This is a genomic window from Paenibacillus sp. NRS-1782, assembly GCF_050467685.1.
GTDB lineage: Bacteria > Bacillota > Bacilli > Paenibacillales > Paenibacillaceae > Paenibacillus > Paenibacillus terrae_A.
In genome coordinates this window covers 1-17,075 of record NZ_JBITPH010000014.1, presented here as the reverse complement: position 1 = coordinate 17,075, position 17,075 = coordinate 1, and the positions used below count along the sequence as shown (strand labels likewise).

Sequence of the window (17,075 nt, the reverse complement as noted above, 5' to 3'; positions counted from 1 at the left end):
ACCTACTTCCACAAAAATGGAGGGTATTCGTCCAGATCTCCCCGAATATGTCTAGCCAAGAGCAAAGCCTGTGAATAGGGCACAAGCCCCCAGGACATTTTCTCATTCAAATAAGGATGAATAATCTTCTCCTGCTTGCGTTCCTGCCATGCCTTCAATACTATTTTTCTCGTATCATCGTCCATAATCACGGCGCCATTTTCTTTCCTGTAAAATCCTTTGCCATGAATCAACTTTTTGTTAATCAATGTAAGGACAAAACGGTCGGCATATACTCCACGAAGCTCTTCCATCACATCCAGTGCCAATGAAGCTCGCCCCGGACGATCTCTATGCAGAAAACCTACATAAGCATCCAATCCGACAGCTTCCAGTGCAGATTTCATATCGTTGGACAGCAATGTGTAGGCAAAGGATAATAAAGCATTGACATTATCCAACGGCGGGCGCTTATTGCGTCCATGGAAGTAAAAATCATTCTTTTGCTGCAAAATCAGCTCATCAAAAACCGAATTGTACTGTACAGCAGCCGCACCCTCCAAACCACGCAAAATGTCCAGCTCCTCCACTTCACGGACTTGCTGCATGACCCCCGCTAAAGAAGCAGTCACCTTTTTCATTCGATCAGCGTCAATACGTAGGGGATAGTCCCTTGTCGCTCGCTCCAAAATCCATTTATTATTATATATCTTGCCTATAATCATATTTCTGGCTACAAGAGCACTTCTTTGGTCATCATCGGAAATCCGATACTGTTCTTTTCGGAGTACCACATTTCCACGGCTCTCTCCGATCACACGTGCCAAGAAGCGTCCAGTTCGCGTCATAAAGGTTAAATCTATATTGCGTGCTGCACAAGCACCCATCAGACCCGGACTTACCCCTGCATAGCCAAAAGTACATACAGCTTCCAGGTTATGCAACGGGTAGCGTGCCAGAATGGCCTCTTCTTGTTTAATCACAATATTTTCCCCATCCAGTGACAAGTACGTATCCGGCAAGGTAACAAACAACGTATTCAGTAATTTTTTCATTCAGCTATCCTGCTTTCAATGAAACTGGAAACAGACCTTTTATTTAAAATTTCCGGCACACATATATGTTGAAGCGAGCAGCTTTGGCAATGTGGCCCTGCTTTGGCTTTAGGGGTGTGATTGCGCTCAAAATAATGCCGCATTTCCTGAATACTTGCTCGCACCCGTTCACGGTCAGACGCAGTGATCACAACCTCTACCCGATGCTTGATCTCATCGTAATAAAAGTAGCCTTTTGCAATATCACATAAGAGCATTTCTTCAAGACACATCACTTGTGCGACTAACTGAGAATGATCTGAATCATTTCGTTTGGGCTTGCCACGCTTGTATTCCACAGGAAAGGGAAGGTACATCCCTTCCTCCCCTGCCAGCGGAACCCCATGAGGATCACGTACAAACTCTACGACGTCACAGATTCCAGTAATACCAAGCTCTCTGGAGTGTATAGGTAATGCGCGTACGACGAGTTTATCCCCTCTTTTTTCACGAATCATGGGCTGATCGGCTTTTCGGTGTAAATGATCCCCCTCGATCGTCCGCACATTTTCTTCCCATTGCTGCTCAATGTGAATAAGCGCCCACTGTCTTCTACAAAAATTAAAATGCTGTATACCGGATAATAGCAAATAATCTTCTTCGTTATAGCCCTGCATACTCTTGAACCGTTAAGCCCTCCAGCGGTTGAACCGTGCATACGTAATCCTCAAAAGACCTCGCTTCGCTCACATCTTTATTTAGCTGAATTTGTAGTGAACGATGGACTTTAGCCGAAGAATATTGCCCTAATTTGGAATTATGCTCCCACCAGTACAGATGATGAACTTCCATACTCCCATCAGGACGTGCGGAAGAGGTATCATTTTCGAACAGTGTTCTTAAAGCTTCCCGAATTTTCTCTGCATCCTCATAGGTAAATCCGGTTTTTTCCGCCAATTGTGTATTTATACTCCCATAAAAAACATAGACACCAAAATCAACCCTGTGCTTCATCCCCATCGTATCAGAGCTTTTTTTATTAGGGTCCTTAGGGGTTACTGCGTTGACGCTCTTGGTAATTTGCATACTGGAAATATCAATAGGAGCAAGGCTTACCGCCGTATGTATGGACACAGGTCCACGAATCCCAAGGGACACATCCTCTTTGGTAAAAGCAAATACTTGCCCAAAACTTCGTACATCGATCCAGGATTTGCAGGCTGCTTGGGCGTAAAGCTCATTGTTTTGCTTTTTGCCCTTACCAAATTCCTGTACTTCCGTATTAGCGTCTACACGTTCTTTAATGCTGCGGTAAGCATCCACACGTCTCTCGTCGGATTGTACAAGAATGGATTCCCCCGTATCTTGTAGACGATTACGGATTTTGCGTTTGATGCATACATCGGAAATTTCACCGAAACCGTCATAATTTTGGCGCGGACGATTGCCATTCAACGGATCACCGTTCGGGTTAGCATTACGGACTGACAGTACAACGGCAAAATCAATTTTATGGTCAAGTACACTCATTTATATGATCTCTCCCTGTTCATTATTTTCCTGGTCTTGTTCGGTATCAGTTCCTATTTCCTTATCTTTCTTGCTCGTGTACAAATCGTTACGTTGGCTGTAAAATCCGAGTAGGTACAGACCGCTTAACGGTTTGTCCGTAAAATTCTCAGCTTCTAACTGTGCACCTACCTCATCCAGCAGGCGATTGTAATATCCCGCATCGGTTCCCATTCTTGCCTGATACGGTTGAATATTCGACTGGATAATCATCCAGGTTCGACTTGGCCGCTGTGCAAAAGCATTCATATAACGAACTGCATTTGTAGCCCGTTTTTCTTCCCGACCTAGTGCCCGTCTTTCCAGCACATCCGCAATCGCCAACATCCTGCCAAACAAATAGCTACGGTCTTTATTTTCGGTATTTAAAGCCACTTCAAAGCCCTCCCTCTCAAATGTTTTGTTCACCAATGCACAGGTGATGCCGAGCGTCTTCTCCCACTCCCATTCATCCAAGCCCACTGGATTCGAGGCACGATTAACCGCACTGCGTACAATATCAAGCGGAATTTTTCGTCCGTCAACAATGCATGGAAGCATCCGTTCAATTAAACCTTTGACAATCTTATCATTCGCTCGTGGACCGTAGGCTGCAAAGGCAATATCTCTCGTTGCAGGTGCTCCAATAAAGGTAATGTTCTTGTTATCTGCACTTTTCCGATACCGATGTTGCCAGTAACAGGTTTCGTGCCAAGCTTGTAACCGATCCAGAAACATCTCCTTGTTCAGATCACGGTAATATACCATTGCCAGCCGCCCCGGTGTCGCCGCATCCAATACCATAATGATGACATTGGAGGCATAATCGCCATCATAACGATAACCGCCAATGGCGCGACGCACTTGATTAGCAAATTCCTTATGAGTGCTGTCTCCTCCTGTCAGCTCTTCATCCTCATCTTGATACAGGCTGAACGTATCACCGAGCGGATCAGGCATATCCAGACTTTCTATTCCCCACACAAGGAAAACTCTACCGTCTACAGTAATCCCTTGACGTTCGATCAGCCACTTTAAGGCATTGTGAGCCTTCTGGGATACTTCGTAGCTGACCGTCGCCGCATCGCGGCTGCTACGAAATCGTCCCCGATAGGTGAAGCCGTCAGAATCATTCGCTGAAATCAGCTTGGATTTGTCAGCGGAGTTGCGGATACGCGAAGTATGTTTGTCTGCATAAGGCAACAGTTCACCCGATACATAACATAATTCTTTTTTCTTTAAGCCCATCTCACAAAATTGGATAAAAGATTGCTGAACAGATGGGTCACGCCATAATCTGGACTCTACCTCCCCTGGCACCTGAACCGCGAAGCGGATAAAAGCCGCACTTTGATCGGAGACGATTACTTTGAAAATATTAGGCTTTTCCCCACGCTCCGCTTCAAGTGCTGCGGTCCATTTTTCAATCAACTTGCCCTGATCGTCAATCCAGAGAACTTTGTCCCGAATCAGATCTGTTATGAGAGTTCCTTTGGCCAGATATTCATGAACGCACTTTACCTTCGAGTGCCCATAGGGAGATTCGCACCAGGAACGCAATTGCTTCATGTAATCTGTGTGCGGCGTTCCTTTTACTTCGCCGCAATATTGTACAAAGTCGCCTGCCACATAGACAAGCTTGTCAAAGAGCGGATACGGAACTGGAGCGCTTGTCCGACTAGCAGAAGCCTCCGTACATGGAATAATGGTGCTCCCCTCATTTTTGTCGATAACTTTTGCTGAAAGGTAGTTGCCCTCTCCGTCCAGATTGACCTCTATGTGAGCACTCTGTGTCGTATGGGATACGGGGATCAACGCGTATTCACGGTTATTTCTCTTTTTCTCAAATTGTCCGACAACATTCGTATGATTTTCATACGTTTTATATAAATTCGCCAGCCAGTTCATTCGCTTCCCCCATCCACGAACATTTCTTCGTACAGACTGTCCACATCCTGCATGTTGGCAGAGCTGAACGTTTTTACTGTCCCCTCACCTGTTTTACGTATCAGTGGACACTTCTCCGGGCGAATAAAGCTGATTATACCGTGTTGCATTTTGGCTCTCCAAAGACGGGTTTCCCGTTCTTTACGACCGGTTTCATCCGGATAGCTGATCCCATGCACCATCGTACCAAAATCAATTTCAGGAACCTCATCGTAGTCCCCCGCTCCTTCGCCGAAAACGCAGGGTTCAACGTAGCCCTGGCATTCACGTGTACCCAGAAAAATATCTCTGCGGCCTCCTGCCTTGACCGCCCGTTTAGCTATGTTGTGATGTTTAAATTCGTTACGGTCATACATAAGGTCTTCACGATGGGGGTTGAACTCGAAATGAGCACGTACCTGATAACAAACGTCTTTTAGATAAGTGTAGTAAGCCAAGGTATTTCCCCCGCTATATTCAATTGGGCGAATTCCTTTTGACTCAGTCTGGATAAACTTCATAACTCGAACCTCGTCCACAATCCACGTTAATGTCGGCTTCCAGTAGATGCTTTCCGCAATCCCCTTTAAGCTTTCATAACTAGGAACCTGATATGAAAATTTTTCTCCTCCAAGCTTGGTTAATGGGTCTGTGAAAAGAGCGTATCTTCCCGACACCTCAAACTCAATTTGATTCCGCATTTTTCATCCTCCCTTCTTATAAAGGATTATTTATTTTTTTATAATTTACATTCTCAGCATATACTATATTCCAAATAAATACAACCATCACTTTGCATATTGATTGTGTCTCTGATCTTGTGCTACACTCAATGGGTCGCTGAGAAGCGTGGATTGAAAATTATACAGGATTATTTGAGTGCCCGCCTTTGGCGGGCTTTCTCTTTTAGATCATAGCCATCGACCATTCTCCTTCACCCTCTGACCCAACTCCAAATTGCCCAGAATAAGCCGTTTCCCTCAATGCCAGAACATGACCATGCAATAAAGGATATAGATCACCGTTTTTCTCCAGCTTTTTTAGCTCATAGTCATAGATATTAACGACATAGGGCTGCAGTTTCCGCAGTAGCCCGCCCAATTCACGACTGTCCAATTCACCATTAAACGCTAAGATTAACTCTTTTGCTTCGTCATTATAAGGTACCAATACTGATGTAGCCTTGTTACTGATGACCTCAAAATATTGCTCCGCAGTCGCTATAGATGGGCGGCTTAAAATCTCGGGATTTTTACCCCACTTTTTCTTATAAGCTCCATAATAGTCCTTGTTTGCACTCAACAATTCGAACAAATTTTTTTCCAGCTTGGAAACGGGATAATCCATTTCTTCTTTAATATTGTGATAGTAATATTCAAAATAGGCTTTCATTGCTGATGCAGATAATAAATCATAGTCAAATCGTTGCGGGTCCTGATCAAACTCATGTAATATACGCTCTGTCTGTTCCCTGCCAATCTGAATTTCAGGCAACCTTGAAAGATTCTCGTCAGCCGATTTAATGATATACACATACCGTAGCTTATCCTTGCCATGTCGGTTACATCTACCTGCTGCCTGCGCAATAGAGTCCAGCCCAGATAGTGAGCGAACAACGCATTCAAAGCTGATATTGACTCCTGCTTCAATAAGCTGCGTACTAACACAGATGACACGCTCATTTGCCTCAAGGGCCTGTTTTAGTTCGGACAACACATCTTTACGATGGGCCGCACACATATTCGTGCTCAGATGAAATAATCTTGCGCCACCTTCTCCCAATCCCTCACGTTGGGTTAATTGGTCAAATAGCTTACGCACAGCCATTTTTGTATTCAGAATCACAAGCAAACTGTTGACTTCTTCCATTTGTTCTTGAACAAAGTCGGCCAGTTCCTCGGCTCCCCACCCCAAAGTTGTTGTGCGATTCACCACGTCTACCCGTTTGAAACTTTTGCCCACCTCATCCATATTTTCAATAATTTCGGCCTGATCGGAAAAATGAAGCTTGTGCTTTACAAAATCAAGGGCGGGTTGCGTCGCTGTACAAAGCAACAAACTGGAGTCACCCATAATGTGCAAAAAATTTAGTGCTGCGTTGAATAAAGAAATACATTTCACAGGTACTGACTGAACTTCATCAAAAATAATGACTGAATTCGACAACTGATGCAATCTTCGTATATTACGCGTACCTTTCGCATAGAAGGTATTCAGAAACTGAACCATAGTCGTGAAAATAATCGGGCGATCCCATGTGTCTCTTGCTAACTTTATTTTTTTCTGATGCACGTCATAATCTTCGTTCTCAAGCTCATCTTCTCCCTCAATTACGTTAGAATGATGCTCCAGTATCATATCGTCTTCCTGCAAGATACCCCTGATTTCCGCAGCATTTTGCTCAATAATTGTTGTGTAGGGAACAATGTAAATGATTCGATCCTTGTTAAAGGTCATCGCATGTTTAAGCGCATATCGCAAGCTTGCCAGTGTTTTTCCTCCGCCTGTAGGAATGGATAGCGTATATATACCGGATGGACGTAGTGCAAAATCGTCACATTGCCGGGACATCTCACGTCTTAAACAATTAATGGGCTCTTCAGAATCACTTTCGTGCTCAAGCGTCACCAGCATGTTTGTCAAAGCATCATAGCTTCTTTTAAAAAACGAATGACTATCCAGAGGTTGTTCCGTTTCTTCGTCCTCTTCAAACTGCCGGGTATTGGTTCGGTCCGCGTCAATCAGGCAGCTAAATATGTACTTCATAAGAAGGGAAGCAGCAATAGAAGGAAGTTTGTGCTGTTTAATAAGGCCTAAATAATGCTCTAGTTCCTTCCTAGCCTCAGAAAAATATTGATCCAGCTCTTGTTGTGAAACATGCTCAAAAAATTCGGATTTTGTTTGCTCAAATTCTTCCAAGTCCTTAGAAACCCGTTTAAAAAAAGGAGAAGTCAGCTCAGGATCAATAAAGTCCCGTAAACCTTGGTGATGGGAAATGATACAATTTCCGACCCATTCCGCAGCAACCTTGTCATTAACGGAAGAGGAATGGTGGTAACGGTCAAAAAGGAATTTACCACCCGCTGTTGAATGATCTACAGAACCTCTGCGTGGAGGTGCATCCGGATTAGCCACAGCTTCTTGAATATACGTTTTGAATTCGTTTGTATTTTTCCCCAGATCGTGTAGCCAACCCGCCAGTCCAGCCAAATGACGGACGCCAATTTTCCCACCATAACGCTCACAACTCTCTTTCACTTCCTGTAAATGATCTTTCACTGTCTGAATACATCCGTCTTTCTGTCGAATGTGAGCTATATATTTCATTCAACACGCCTCCTGAACCAAGTCTTTTATACTAATAAGATAATAAAAAAGGTACAAAGACTTATTTACTTTTATATCTTCATTTCGACATCAGTTGACAAATTCCTCCTAAAAAATAAAATTTCCAGTCAATTCACCAATACAATCAATCATTGTTTGTACCAGCGAAAAAGACTAATACAGAGAGAAAGAACATGTATACCACGCTTTCATTCATCCTCTATAAATTAAGAAATCCCCAGAGTCTTTCCTCTGAGGATTCAAAATTTTTATAGAGCGGACATATTTCAATCCACGCACTCATACAGAGTACCCTATATCCGCTTGCTTTTATATTTATCTCCCAAAGTGCATAAAATCTACCTTCACAAAAATACAGCCGTGTACAGGCAATGAATAAAAGATCATTCACATGATCTAACGGCGGACGCTCATCATACTTATTCAAAAAACTCTAATTGCTTCACTTCACCTATATACACCTTGGACTCAGGAGCATGATCGCGAAAATAGGCCTGATCCATCTTTTGGCGGGGATCAATGATTTGTTTGCCAGGCTCGCCAGCGACTCCACGGAGCCGACAGCTATACATAATTGGAAAATAATCCTGTAGGAATTTGCCCTCTGCATGTGCTGTCAGAGCAATAATCTGAAATCCTAGCTGCTCCGCAATATAAAATACGGGACTAAGCACATGGTCACTGGATGCCTTGCCAAATGGATTATCGAGAATGACTACCCGGTGTCGCTTCATCTGCCCCTGGATATGCTGTTTACGCTCGGCTACATAATTTAGCAAGCCCAGAAAAAGAGTCATATTCTTACTCCATCGCTCTCCACCAGACCAGGAGTTGGACGTCTCCCAAGAGAACTTGGCACTTGTGATCTGTTGATCATTTGTAACCTTATGGCAACTAATGTGGATGGTTTCATGCTTCAGCACTTTCTGTAATAGTTGCTTGGAATCCAGCCACTTCTCCAAATCTTTACGTACTCGTGCAACGGAGTTCTCGTTATGTTCAGCCTGATATGGGGTACGATCCAACTGCTCAACAATCCAGTCAATATGAGCATGAATGCGTTGTTTACCTTCTACTTCTTCCCATTCTGGGATTTTGAATACGTAGATTTCCTTGCTTCCATTCGCTGTTCTAACACTCGTTTTCTTAGGAAGGTTACGCAACTCCTGTACAATCTGCTTTAAGTGCATATGGATATGGGTAATAAACTGCTGTAGCTTCTGGTCCTCTGTCTGCAAGTGTAGCTCTGCAATTTGATTCGTCTTAACGATACTCTGTCTGAGCAAAGACTCGAAACCAATTAATTCTTCGAGTGTATCGTTTTTCCGTACTCCACTCTTAGCCATCTCACGTTGCTTCGGATCTTGAATATATTTGTTACAAAAATCCAGGAAGCGCTGCTTGTGATCTTCGACCCTAGTCTTCTCTCGGTCCAGTTGCTTTGCTCGTTGCTCCAGTTCCTTAATAGTAGCTTCGCTATGCTTGTATGCCTGATAGAGCCACTCGCTGCGTTGCTCCTCCGTGAGCTGCGCGCTCTTCAATTGAGGATCGTCGAGCTGATACAACTTAATGACCTGATTCCACTGATTCAGTACCTGTTCAAATTTGCGTTCTTGCTCCACCGTGGACTTCATCACCTTATCCACCTCACGGAGTTGGAGACTCAGTTCCCGTTGTGTTTGCTTGATTCGTTCATGTACCTGCCTCAGTGAACCTTGGAAGGATATTGGTGATTGATCTCCGTGGTCTTGCGCATACCGACTCAATAGCTCCTTCACTACACCTCCCTGCTGATCACGCTCCTGGCGCCTACGTTCAAGCTCATCCCTGATTTTGTGGACTTGCTCTCTAAGTTCTTCACACTTCTTCCACATACCTTCCAGTCTGTTTTCAACGTGTGGTGGTAAGTCCAGCTCCATGATAATATTGGAATGTTCTTTCCGCAGCACAGCCATCCCTTGCTCCGCCTGACTCTTTTCACGTATCAGGCTCTGCTGCTTACCTTCCAACTCTGTACGGGACATCATCATTTGCCGACGCCTCATCTTCAGATTTTCATGCTCATCCCTTAATCGTTGCAGACCCAAGGAATTTTCCAGCGGGCTATATGCCTGAGCCTCTATATACAATTCGTCCTCTCGCATATGGATGAGCTTGCCTTCGAGAGCTGTGATCTGTTTTTCAGCCTCTCTGCATTGAAGATCCAGACTGATTTTTTGCTGCCTGAATGTATCCATATGCTTCTTTTTCAGGATCATTTGCTCTCGCACTAAGACCAGTTCGCGCTCCAACTCACCATTCTTTTGAACAATGGCTACCCATTCATGCCCTAGACTCAAACGACGTTCCAGCTCCACGATTTGCTGCTCTTGTACCCTTTTCTTTTGCTGTAATTCGTCCTTTTGCTGGTCCAGATGCTTCATTTCCCCATCCCATAATTCCAATCGCTTCTCCAGGATGTTTCGTCGATCACTAAGTTGCTCCAGAAGCTGGCGCAGTTCATGTATGCTCTCCATCCTATACTTATCAAAGAAACGTTCTGTTTGCTTCAGTGCGCCTCGCCATTGCTCAAGCTCATTCTCTTGATCTTCTCGTTCCTGCCTGGCTTGTTCCGCTCGTTCCTCTGCTGCCTGCTTCCATACTTGAAATTGTGCTGAATCCTGTATGTCCATCCACAGTCCAGGTTCAACCCAGCTTTCTCCCAACGACGACTCTCCCGCCGAGGTTATGGTTAACATTCGCTTCGCATCCTCCGTTGACAAAACCCTTATCGGATGCTGGAGCTTGCTCGCAGACTGTCTTAGCTTTCTCAGCAGCTTCTCTTTCTCGTGTACGGTGGTTAGTAGCGTAATTTCCCAGAGTGGATGTTCACTGGCTTGCTCACTCTGTTCAGCATATTGCACTCCAAGCTGAAGCATGGAGAATTCATTACTCCAATGGTGAACCAGTTCAGCAGCATACGGATCAGCAAAAAATACACTTTGCTGCTGATAATCATCTACATAACGATAAGCCATCCTTTCCTTATATAAAAGATCCTGCTTCTGTCGTTCCTTATGTCCAATCCCGCTGTTCAGACGATTGCGAATCGAATCTGCCTGAGTGTGCAGGGACGTCACCCGGCTCCAAGCAGGATGCAATACAGATAATTCCTGAACCATCTGTGCATGCTCCTGATCGAATGCTGTTAGCTGAGCTTGTACATTACCCAACTCTTCTCTAGCCTCGGCAAGCTGTGCTCTTCCATCTACTTGTAGCTGCTGTAATCGTCCTTTCTTTTGCTCCATCTCATGAAAAACTTGTACAGATACGACCATTTCACTTTGTAGTACAGTGTATTCTTCCTTCCAGAGTGGCATCTCGCGTTCAACCGTTTGCGTCTGCACGTTGCTCAATATTTGTCTGGAAATATCTGCGGCTCTACCTTTATGGCTGTCATATTGTGTTACGATTCTACTCTCTTCTTTTCCAAGCTGCTCACGAGCCTGATTTTCCATATCTTCACTTGTGGCAGATTCATCCCGCTGTTGCTCCAATTTCCTCCGTTGTACTCCCATGTTTTCAATGATTGCCTTCTGCTTCTGTTCCTCCTGCATGTAAAACGCTCGCAGATGCCGACCATTCCGGTCCCACTGTACCTGAAGCTCCTGCTCATCAACCGATTGCTCCAGTTGCTCCAACTGATCATGGATATACTCAAGCCTGACTGCGGCTTCTCTCTGCCGTTCCCGTATCTGTGCATACCGGATCGAATAATACTGCTGTTCCTCAGAGGCAGTACGATCCTGCAATGCTTCATATTCGTCCTGCACCTCGTAATACACGGTTTCCAGAGCTTCCAGAGCTTCTTTAGCCTGTGCAATCTTCAACGAGTCAGTCTGCTTCTCCAGCAGTTTGTCTTGACCTTGCAGTTCATTTTTCTGCACTTCAAGCTGCTGTAGTTCTGCAAGAGTCGCTTGCTTCATATCCTCAAGGTATTGCCATGCCGCCTTCGACTCTCGCCGTAGCTGGTCATAATCCTTCTTCTGCTGGTCATATCGTGTATAGCCTTCCACATACTCTTGCAAATGGATAAGGACATCTCGATTCGTATCCATTTTCTCCTTGAGTTCCTTATATTGTTTAAAGCTATCTTGTCGAGCCTGGAAAAGATCAACAAAAGCCCCTTGCTTGTACCCTTCCATTGAGCTTTCAATGGTCGGAATCAGGAGACGGTCAACGAGTTGAGAAGTGGTCTTACATTCATCAAAAAAGGCTTCGATCCCGCCTTCATTGGAATTAATCTTGGTAATGGCAGCCCACTCTGTGGAGATAATATGGTACTGCTCCTCCAAATGTTTTTTATACTCATCAATGGTGTCGAAAAAAGTCTTGGAGGTTAGTTGGAAATTCTGCTGCATCCACATATAATAATCATGAATTTCTCCTTTATCACTCACCCGTTCTCGATCACCCTGAGTCTTCGTGAATGGAATCTGTTCAATCCGGTGCTCGTCACCTTCTCCATATTCATGAACAAAGCGATAAGAGCTCATTCCATTCGTGTCCATAAACAAACTGATACAGGTTACAACATACCTGCGCCGGGGCTTCTCCGCCAGCAACCATTCTATTGCAATATGAGCCGGGCCATTTTCCAGCGCAAGAGTATCCTTCATTTTCCGTCCAGCCAACTCAACATGGGGTATTACAGCCTGAAGCGCCGTCTGGATAAAGACCGTCTTGCCGCCTCCATTCTCCAGCACAACCGCACCATTATGGCCATCAAAATGAAAGATCGAATCAGTATACCGCTTGGCCCCGGCTTCATAGACAACGTTAGTGAACCTGACTTTAGAAATGGTTGGCATGGGGTTCCTCCTTTGCGGACTCCTTAAATGAATACAGAAATTCAAGAATACCCCGATTGTATTCTGCTTCCATAAAGTAACGCTGCACAATAATCTTCGTCTTTTCCGTCAAGTCAAGCTCGTCCGGTCCAACCTGATTTACAAGCTCCTGCTCCAACATGAAACGTCTGACGGTGTCCAGAAAGCTAATACGGCTGATCGTCTGCCCACTCTGTCGTTTGACATTTTCCTTAATATCGTCCATCGCATTCCAGCGTTCAATGATGTCGACCCATCTATAAGAGAATTCCTTACTCAAACGTTCCAACTGTTCATCCCCATGCTCCTGCAATACATCGACTCTCTCCTGCACCAGAGTCAACCAATCATTCATATTCAGGAAATTGCGCGTCGGCTCCATCGTCTGGTAGCTGTCATAGAAGCCCCCGATGAACACGATCACAGCCAGATACATGAGATATAAGTCCGCGTTAACAGCATTTCCACGCAAATATGTTTTTTTCAGCATGTCGTTACTCATATGAAACGGGGACAGTCGCGTGAGTGGAATCAGATAGAGCTGTCTCCCAGCTGTCAGTACAGTACATTCCACCTCTGCTGCAAATTGATCCACTAACCCCCGCACTTTATCATCTGTCTCATATTGTTGCAGACTGTCTGCACCCGCCTCACCCTGCCGGGCCAGCAACGTATAGATTTGAAAAGCTATCATCACTTCTTCCTCAAGATATTGCATCATAAGCACCTGCCAATTCAATGATCATCTCTTGTATCACGTACCGATCCGTTACTTGCAGAAGCTCTGTAACTTCATACACTGTTAGTTCATACCCATTCAATGCATCCGTCATAGCCTCATATAAACTCAAGTCACTCTCATCAGCTGTTTGCTGTTCGCGTTGCCGTGCAGAGATCGGACTGCGCTGATGAATCATCATCCAATAATCATAAAAATTCCGGCTCTGAAGCAGATTCTCCCGACCCGTTTGCTTTACATAGGACACAAAATCACTCAGAAAGAATTTGGAACTTTCACGTACCTTTGCACATTCCAAAAGTAACGAGAGCATATATACGATGACTTTTTTACGTTGTAAAGTAAAGAAATCGTCTACCCCAGTATCCATTATCAGAAACCCTTCTGGATCAGTATGGACCCCGTCCTTACTGTGCACCTGCTGTTTATTAAAAACGGTCAGGAGCGACCATAACGGATTTTGTTCTACGGTAAGAAATGGAGAAATCACACCCCGTAATGCATCTGGAGACAACGGATGACCTATAATTATTCCTGTGATGTCCTGTTCAAAGTTGAAAGAGCTGATCCCAGTGTAATATAGCGACTCCTTGGCTGCCCGTAATGCCTGCGAATCCAGTTCGATGCTTTGCTGAAGCAGATGGGTATGTTCATTATGAACCTTTTCCAAATTGGCGGAGATACGGATAATCAGCTCATAGGGGCGTTGGAACCTTGCCTGTTCCCGATCTGCATAGATTCGGTCTCGTGTCTCGCGGACGAAATCCCGCAGTTCCACGAACTCCTCATTCTCGCGATTTAATCGCAGATGTATGTCCTCAAGTAATGAACGATAACGTTGAAAAGTCTCGTCGGATACAATATTGCGTTTAATCTCGTACTCCACTCTGCGAATACGTTCTTGTAGAGTCTCTACATCAACTTCCATCTCATCAATCTGACGAAGCGCCCCTTGAAATTCACCCTTTTCCAGTTGTTTACGCAACAATAGCTGATGAATGGACAGTTGAAATTCCAGATAAAATTCTTTGGTGGCGAATACCAACTCTAACCCATCTTCATCTAATGTGTAATATTGAACCTGCGTCTGTGCATCGTATTTGTCCGTTCGCAAAATAGAAGTTTGCAGGATTTCTTCTTGTCCTGAGTCCAGATTGTAAAATGGCATTTCACGCTTACGTCCATTCGCTGGACGGAACACTTGTAGAATTTTGCGCCCGATATCCTCCAAATCTGGTTGTTCCAGCTCATAATGTGGAGCGAGTGCTTCCTTTAAAAATTGTATGTAATCTCTCGTACTCGTTTTTTGACTGCGTAATAGCTTCTTCTCAAAGAAAAACAGAAGTGTCACCAGACCCAATTCCATCATAGCTATCTGCTTGCCATTACGGTCTGCTTTTCGTTGCCTTCTCAATTCAAACAAAGGATCAAAGAGGGCTATCTTGCCCATTCGTCCTGCAAACCCGGATATAATTTCACTGGCATCTATGCCTGTTACCGTCTGTTTCATACACCCAATCTCCCAATCGCAAGTAATTGTTCCTGGCTGAGCACTTCCTGTGGGATGTACTGACCATTACGCAGCATATTTTCCAGCCGCTCACCTGCTCCTTCTGGCAGGAACGTTCGACAAGCAGCCAAACCAGCTTCGCTTCGTATCTGGTTTAGCTTCCCCGGCACACCCTTACGATCCAGACAAGCTAGATAAAATCCCAGTGCCAGCTTCACCGCATATTTGACCTCCAAAGCATGCCAAATTCGAATGCCTTCCCAGTCCAAGTCTCCAAAATAATAAAAAGTATGCTGCACATCCTGCACCGGATACTGTAAACGAAACATCTCCAAATTACCAACTATTTTCCAACCAGAACCATAGATTAAGGTGGAAAAAGGTAGCGTGGGCAGCCCTGCTAATAACGCCCGAAAGGTTGTTTTGTTCTCGACAATCAAATGAGACTGGTAAGGTTGAAAAGTTTCCTGGGAAGGATTAAACGCCCACATCAATGGATCGCTGACAGGTATAATGAGCATCTTGTCCCATAATCCGAGACGATCCAGAACAACCTTTCCTCCTCCCTCTGTAATCCATTTTTCATCCCCCGTTAATTGGTAGCTTCGCTCGGGAGCTGGCACTTCACTGATCGGCAACCCATGTTCTACTAAAAAATGATGAATACGTTCAATATAGGGCAGATCCTTACTCCATGCTTCCTCGGACTGCGCATAATACCAATCCAGATTCATACTTGGATGAAATTGAGCAGAATGCTGTTGAATCCTTTGCAAGTGCCCCTGTCGCATGAACTGACGACGAATTTTATATTGATAAGCCAGTGCGGGGCGTTTCCCGTTCCTGCCATGCGCTTTGACCCCTACTAATATCTGCATTTCTTCGAGCTGTAGAATGGCCTCAGCAAACGTTGGATAATTAACGGCATGTCCGCTCATAAAATCTACGAACTCTTCGAGCAGAATAGTAGACTTTTTGTAACTCTGAATATGACTCAATAATCGTCTGCAAATGTCTTCTGATTCCATAGCCCCTCCTGATGAATGAGATTTTTCTTGAATAATTATACCATTTCGAAGTACTAAGGGACTATGAATATACCCTACTTCGTTCTATTAACGCACCTGTTGCGTTGATAGAGAATTTGGGGGTGATTTCTATATATAGAAGAGTAGAGCCGATCCACTATGCCAATGATTTGTATCGGAATAGATAAAGAAATTTCAATTCACGCACTCATATAGAGTGCGACTTTACGGCTTTAATTGGACTACGAGCCTGGGTAGGAGAATTTCAATCCACGCACTCATATAGAGTGCGACTCTGCCCAAAAGCGGAGAATGCCAACCATGAAGATTTCAATCCACGCACTCATATAGAGTGCGACGAGATGTGCCTGCTCCAGATTTGTCCACTTTAGAGGCATTTCAATCCACGCACTCATATAGAGTGCGACATGACGATCCTGCCCAGGCTATCTAAATTTCTTACCATTCCTATTTCAATCCACGCACTCATATAGAGTGCGACTTCAGTAACTACCCAATAATGTCCATGATAAGAATTTCAATCCACGCACTCATATAGAGTGCGACCCATACGGCGGTACAGGCGGCAACCCTCCTGAGACAATTTCAATCCACGCACTCATATAGAGTGCGACTTGCGCCAGAATACCATCAAAGGCCAACGGATTTTTGATTTCAATCCACGCACTCATATAGAGTGCGACTATGGACCGTCCCAAGGACAGATGGACCCTACAAAAATTTCAATCCACGCACTCATATAGAGTGCGACTTAAGTCAATTATATTATTGTATCAAGGCATATATTTCAATCCACGCACTCATATAGAGTGCGACAACGTTTTGCCAAGAACAACGAAATAGGGCTGGCAATTTCAATCCACGCACTCATATAGAGTGCGACCTAAAAAGTGGCGGTTACGATGTAGTTGCTCCTGACGATTTCAATCCACGCACTCATATAGAGTGCGACGCCGATTGACTTCGCACCAGCTACCACGGAGGCGATTTCAATCCACGCACTCATATAGAGTGCGACCATTGTCATAGTTTTCTTTCAGATACGTGACCATTGCGATTTCAATCCACGCACTC

Annotated in this window: 10 protein-coding genes and 1 CRISPR repeat array; all 10 genes read right to left on the bottom strand. The window is 44.5% G+C overall.

Annotated elements, in window-relative coordinates; translation table 11 throughout:
- Nucleotides 1–2: 2 nt before the first annotated feature.
- On the bottom strand, nucleotides 3–1,034 hold the full coding sequence (cas1c, locus tag ACIFQM_RS05160) for a type I-C CRISPR-associated endonuclease Cas1c (protein WP_430043615.1): 1,032 nt from the start codon (nucleotides 1,032–1,034) through the stop codon (nucleotides 3–5).
- On the bottom strand, nucleotides 1,031–1,690 hold the full coding sequence (gene cas4 / locus ACIFQM_RS05155; protein ID WP_430043617.1) for a CRISPR-associated protein Cas4: 660 nt from the start codon (nucleotides 1,688–1,690) through the stop codon (nucleotides 1,031–1,033). Before cas4 ends, cas1c begins: the two co-directional genes overlap by 4 nt.
- A complete protein-coding gene (gene cas7c, locus ACIFQM_RS05150; protein WP_430043619.1) occupies nucleotides 1,677–2,543 on the bottom strand; it encodes a type I-C CRISPR-associated protein Cas7/Csd2 in 867 nt (288 codons plus the stop codon). The genes cas4 and cas7c overlap by 14 nt, the downstream gene beginning before the upstream one ends.
- Entirely contained in the window at nucleotides 2,544–4,469 is a 1,926-nt protein-coding gene (cas8c, locus tag ACIFQM_RS05145; protein ID WP_430043621.1) for a type I-C CRISPR-associated protein Cas8c/Csd1, read from the bottom strand. It abuts the gene before it with no gap.
- Complete coding sequence (gene cas5c, locus ACIFQM_RS05140) at nucleotides 4,466–5,188, bottom strand: type I-C CRISPR-associated protein Cas5c (protein ID WP_430043623.1); 723 nt, start codon at nucleotides 5,186–5,188, stop codon at nucleotides 4,466–4,468. Before cas5c ends, cas8c begins: the two co-directional genes overlap by 4 nt.
- A gap of 205 nt (nucleotides 5,189–5,393) precedes the next feature.
- Nucleotides 5,394–7,814: a CRISPR-associated helicase Cas3' gene (cas3, locus tag ACIFQM_RS05135; RefSeq protein ID WP_430043624.1), complete on the bottom strand. Its 2,421-nt coding sequence runs from the start codon at nucleotides 7,812–7,814 to the stop codon at nucleotides 5,394–5,396.
- Between the two features lie 440 nt (nucleotides 7,815–8,254).
- Nucleotides 8,255–12,685, bottom strand: a complete 4,431-nt coding sequence (locus ACIFQM_RS05130; protein WP_430048147.1) for a chromosome segregation ATPase — start codon at nucleotides 12,683–12,685, stop codon at nucleotides 8,255–8,257.
- Nucleotides 12,669–13,424 (bottom strand): DUF6063 family protein, encoded by a 756-nt coding sequence (locus ACIFQM_RS05125; RefSeq protein WP_430043627.1) that lies wholly within the window; start codon nucleotides 13,422–13,424, stop codon nucleotides 12,669–12,671. Before ACIFQM_RS05125 ends, ACIFQM_RS05130 begins: the two co-directional genes overlap by 17 nt.
- Nucleotides 13,408–14,952, bottom strand: coding sequence for a replicative DNA helicase (locus ACIFQM_RS05120; protein ID WP_430065093.1), 1,545 nt, complete (start codon nucleotides 14,950–14,952; stop codon nucleotides 13,408–13,410). The genes ACIFQM_RS05125 and ACIFQM_RS05120 overlap by 17 nt, the downstream gene beginning before the upstream one ends.
- On the bottom strand, nucleotides 14,949–15,980 hold the full coding sequence (locus tag ACIFQM_RS05115; RefSeq protein WP_430065091.1) for a Wadjet anti-phage system protein JetD domain-containing protein: 1,032 nt from the start codon (nucleotides 15,978–15,980) through the stop codon (nucleotides 14,949–14,951). Before ACIFQM_RS05115 ends, ACIFQM_RS05120 begins: the two co-directional genes overlap by 4 nt.
- 192 nt (nucleotides 15,981–16,172) lie before the next feature.
- Nucleotides 16,173–17,019: direct repeats of the CRISPR family, unit length 32 nt; unit sequence ATTTCAATCCACGCACTCATATAGAGTGCGAC.
- Between the last annotated feature and the right edge of the window lie 56 nt (nucleotides 17,020–17,075).

Excerpts from the sequence above, each read along its gene's own strand:
- ACIFQM_RS05125 (WP_430043627.1), bottom strand. The coding sequence starts at position 13,424 with ATGATGCAATATCTTGAGGAAGAAGTGATGATAGCTTTTCAAATCTAT.
- cas8c (WP_430043621.1), bottom strand. The coding sequence starts at position 4,469 with ATGAACTGGCTGGCGAATTTATATAAAACGTATGAAAATCATACGAAT.
- cas1c (WP_430043615.1), bottom strand. The coding sequence starts at position 1,034 with ATGAAAAAATTACTGAATACGTTGTTTGTTACCTTGCCGGATACGTAC.
- cas3 (WP_430043624.1), bottom strand. The coding sequence starts at position 7,814 with ATGAAATATATAGCTCACATTCGACAGAAAGACGGATGTATTCAGACA.
- cas4 (WP_430043617.1), bottom strand. The coding sequence starts at position 1,690 with ATGCAGGGCTATAACGAAGAAGATTATTTGCTATTATCCGGTATACAG.
- cas5c (WP_430043623.1), bottom strand. The coding sequence starts at position 5,188 with ATGCGGAATCAAATTGAGTTTGAGGTGTCGGGAAGATACGCTCTTTTC.
- ACIFQM_RS05115 (WP_430065091.1), bottom strand. The coding sequence starts at position 15,980 with ATGGAATCAGAAGACATTTGCAGACGATTATTGAGTCATATTCAGAGT.
- ACIFQM_RS05120 (WP_430065093.1), bottom strand. The coding sequence starts at position 14,952 with ATGAAACAGACGGTAACAGGCATAGATGCCAGTGAAATTATATCCGGG.
- cas7c (WP_430043619.1), bottom strand. The coding sequence starts at position 2,543 with ATGAGTGTACTTGACCATAAAATTGATTTTGCCGTTGTACTGTCAGTC.
- ACIFQM_RS05130 (WP_430048147.1), bottom strand. The coding sequence starts at position 12,685 with ATGCCAACCATTTCTAAAGTCAGGTTCACTAACGTTGTCTATGAAGCC.